Genomic DNA, 3350 nt, shown 5'->3' with positions numbered 1-3350 from the left:
TAAAAAGGGGGAGAGATAAAAAGGGGGAGAGATAAAAAGGGGGGGATTAGGTGACTTTGAGGGCACCGGCGTTGATGTCGGTGATGCCTGTGAGGTTGATGGCGGTGGCGCGGAGGGTGATGGTGGGGGCGGTGATGGTGATGCCAGTGGCGTCGATGGTGATGAAGGAGGCTGGGCCGCTGTTGACCATGACGCCGGGAGCGCTCATGGGGGGGACGGGGACGTCGCTGATGATTAAGGAGCCTTGGGTAAGGCTTTGGATGATGACGCCGGGGGTGCCGGGGGCTAACTGTCGGGCGTTGCTGGAGACGTCGGCGTCGCCCCACCAGCAGCCGACCCAGATGGGATAGTCAGGATCGCCTTGCTCGAACTCTACCCATACGCCTGCTTGCGGTGGTGGAATCAAGTACATGCCCATCTGTAAACCCGCCCACGGAAAACAAGGCATGGCCCAACTGGTGATGCCGTTCAAAACACCGGGTACGTTTACCTGGAGGCGGCCTAGCCCTTTGAGGTCAACGTTGTTAACCACTGTGCCGCGATATTTGCCGTAAAATCGTTCGCCGTTGGTCATGCGGGTACCTGTGAAACAGTAGAAACTAGGCCGTTGCGGGCTAGTTGAAAATTTTGCTTATAGGCTTGGCGGGTAAGGGTGTGGGTGACGCTGGTAACGTAGTAAAGGCCATCAAAGGCGGTGCCTGCTCCTCGAACGCCGACTAGTTCACGGGCTTTGAGGATGCGGCCATAGCGCAGGACGTCTAAGCTGCCAGAACCAAAGACGGCATCGGCGGATTGGGCGGCTTTGGCTAAGCCGATTAAGGCGGCGCGGGCTGGCGAGTACTTGGCTGAGTCGGAAATGATTTCAAAGCGCTGAGGAATGGGCGGAATGGCACCCAGCGGCGGGTTGAGTGGGGTAATGTCTGGAATGGGAATGGGGATGGGCGCTTTGCTGGTGGGTTCTTGAATGACGACGATGGGTAAGACTTTGGCGCTGCCATCAAAGCGAAAACTGAGGGATTCTACATTGGTGTAGGCGTCCATATCGACGTTGAGGGCGGGCTGTGGCTGGCCGACTTTAATTTCTGGCCCCCAGTAGGCGCGGCTGGTGAGGGGGGCTGGCCCTGGGTTGAGGTAAAACACATAGCCGACTTCGGCAGCTAGCTGGCGAATGTAGGCTAAATCGGTGCCCTGCTGCTGGGGAATGCGATCGCTGGGAATAGGCACATCTACCAGCACGCTAGGAATAACCACTGGGATCAGGCCAAAGGCGGCATATTTAGCCAAAATCGTCAGCACCCGCGTAAAGGGGGGCATGGCGGGAAAGGGGGTACCGGAGGGATTGCTAAAAAACTGATAGTCCATCACTTCGGTGAGGTCTTTGCCCGTAATCGTTAGCGTGGCGGGGCGATCGCCGCTACCGGGTGAAATTTCTTGGTTGGTGACTACGCCGTCTATTAAAACTTCGGGTCTGCCGTTGAGGGTGGCAATTATCACCACCCGCAGCAGGGGAACAGTCGCGCCACTGGCAATCAAAAAAATGGTTTGCAGGGGTGAACGGTTGCTGAGTTCAAAACTGAGCTGAAAGCCGCTAGCCGATCGCGCTGCCACGGTGACGGTGACTTCGGTGAGGGCGTCTAAAACTAGCTGAGGCACGGGCAGCGGTACGGCTGGCCCCACCATTAGCGTCAGGTAAAGACCCTTAAGCATAGGGCACTCCCGGAATGCCTGCGGGCAGCGTAATGCGCAGTTCGCGGCCAATCGGTTCTATCAGCGCTTGGGGTTGGATAACGGCGTTGGCATCGCAGATCTGCCAGAATTGTTCAGGATCGCCTAAATACTGGGCAGCTAACAGGTCAGGGCGATCGCCGGCGCGAACGGTATGCACTTGCAGCAGCGAAAATTGCTCTGGCGGTGGCACAAAGCGGCGGCGCAGATAGGCAATCGGCTCACCGTTGGGTGGCGTATAGGTGGCGATCGCCGTGGTGTGATAGCGACTGGTGGGGGGAAAGGGTTCAGGCATTAGGGCAACCCTCCAAGGCCAAAAGCGTTAAGCGTGCCGCTGCTCTTTTTCGCTAGCTGTTCTTTTTGGCCGAGATAGGTCATAAACAAGCCGCCGCCGTAGCTGCTAAAAGGAATGTCGTCAATACTCAGCACCCGCATACCCAAGCTGACTTTGGCTCGCAGGGGGTTAAGCGCTGGGTCAAAGGCTTCTTCGGTGATGCTAAAGTCCGTCAAACGCACAGGCATAATCCGGTTTTTGCTCCAGACAAACAGCGTCAGCGGTGCCAGCATGGGGATAATTTCTAGCGTGCCTGCTTGGGCAAGGTCGGCGTTGGTTTGCAGTTGGGCACTGGTGGGGTAAACGATAGTTTCTAACGCGGCCAACTGCGGGTAGATGCCTAATTCAGCGGCGTTGGGATTTTGGTCAGGAAATTCTAGCTGATCGGCAATGTCGATCTCGGCTTCGAGGGTGAGGGTTTCGACGGCTGGCCCTTTAAGGCGCAAAGCTTGTGAGCGATCGCGGTTTCCGGCTTCTACTCCTTGAACTTGCAGGGTTCGGTTCAGCGTTGCCGGATTGTATTGCAGGTTGATGACGCGCTGCGGCTGGCCGTTGTTGGCATCAACGAGCACAAGTCCTCCCTTTAATAAACGAGGCGAACCGGGAAAAGTCGTCATGCAATACGCCTCCCCTCTATAACGGCAAATCTATTACGGCAAAACGGTCAAAGTTCAGACTTGGCTATCTACGGCCAGCAAATTTTCTCGGGCTTTCGGCCATTGAGGTGGGTCAATCTTGCAAGCGATCGCTGACGGTGAAGATAGAAGGTAGATAACCGCTAAACGCTTGTTTTTAACGGGCGGCACCGGGTAGAAATCCCTGTCTCTTTCTGAAAAATAGCTTCTATGCTGCGAAACGAAACAGAACCGTAACCTATTGCACAAAAGCGTAATGCTCGTTAACCGGATGGCGGCGGCTAGCCAATGCCAGCGATCGCGGGTTGCTGTTATCCCGATTCTTCAAAAGCAAGGTACAGATGAGACTGACGAAACGTATACAGAGCCAAGACTGTTCAATTCAAAATCGAAAATCCAAAATCGAGAATTGATATTACGGGTGGGGCGTTGGCTGCGTTTAGGCGGTGCTAGGCAGAGGGGGCTTGACGCTGCCAGTGGCCGCTTGCGGGCGGTGCCAAACGCCTCACCCGATGGCGCGATCGCGCTGAGGCAATTGCGTTAGCTGTGGTAGCAGCGTTTGGTGGCAATCACCATAACTTCGTTAGCCCGTCCGGTGGGTAGGGGGCGGCTCCAGTCGTTGGGTTCGGCGTAGTTTTTTAGGTGCAGACGGTGAA

5 protein-coding genes are annotated in these 3350 nt (G+C 55.9%); 1 reads left to right on the top strand and 4 read right to left on the bottom strand.

From position 1 onward, the window contains the following. Positions 1–46: 46 nt before the first annotated feature. Genes ACTS3T_RS15770 through ACTS3T_RS15755 form a run of 4 tightly spaced genes read right to left on the bottom strand, consistent with a single transcriptional unit; the run spans position 47 to position 2676 of the window. On the bottom strand, positions 47–574 hold the full coding sequence (locus tag ACTS3T_RS15770; RefSeq protein ID WP_462935254.1) for a phage baseplate assembly protein V: 528 nt from the start codon (positions 572–574) through the stop codon (positions 47–49). After that, positions 571–1707, bottom strand: coding sequence for a hypothetical protein (locus ACTS3T_RS15765; protein ID WP_462935253.1), 1137 nt, complete (start codon positions 1705–1707; stop codon positions 571–573). The genes ACTS3T_RS15770 and ACTS3T_RS15765 overlap by 4 nt, the downstream gene beginning before the upstream one ends. Continuing rightward, positions 1700–2020 carry a LysM domain-containing protein gene (locus ACTS3T_RS15760; RefSeq protein ID WP_462935252.1) on the bottom strand — a complete coding sequence of 107 codons (321 nt, stop codon included), beginning with the start codon at positions 2018–2020 and terminating at the stop codon, positions 1700–1702. The genes ACTS3T_RS15765 and ACTS3T_RS15760 overlap by 8 nt, the downstream gene beginning before the upstream one ends. Then, on the bottom strand, positions 2020–2676 hold the full coding sequence (locus ACTS3T_RS15755) for a hypothetical protein (protein ID WP_462935251.1): 657 nt from the start codon (positions 2674–2676) through the stop codon (positions 2020–2022). Before ACTS3T_RS15755 ends, ACTS3T_RS15760 begins: the two co-directional genes overlap by 1 nt. Positions 2677–2950: 274 nt before the next feature. Between ACTS3T_RS15755 and ACTS3T_RS15750 the strand changes: the two genes are divergently transcribed. After that, entirely contained in the window at positions 2951–3238 is a 288-nt protein-coding gene (locus tag ACTS3T_RS15750) for a hypothetical protein (RefSeq protein WP_462935250.1), read from the top strand. Positions 3239–3350 lie beyond the last annotated feature (112 nt).

The sequence above is a fragment of the Almyronema sp. genome, assembly GCF_052168255.1.
Lineage (GTDB): Bacteria > Cyanobacteriota > Cyanobacteriia > Phormidesmidales > Phormidesmidaceae > Sphaerothrix > Sphaerothrix epifaneia.
The sequence above is the reverse complement of the archived record's forward strand: the minus strand, read 5'-3'. Positions and strand labels throughout refer to the sequence as shown.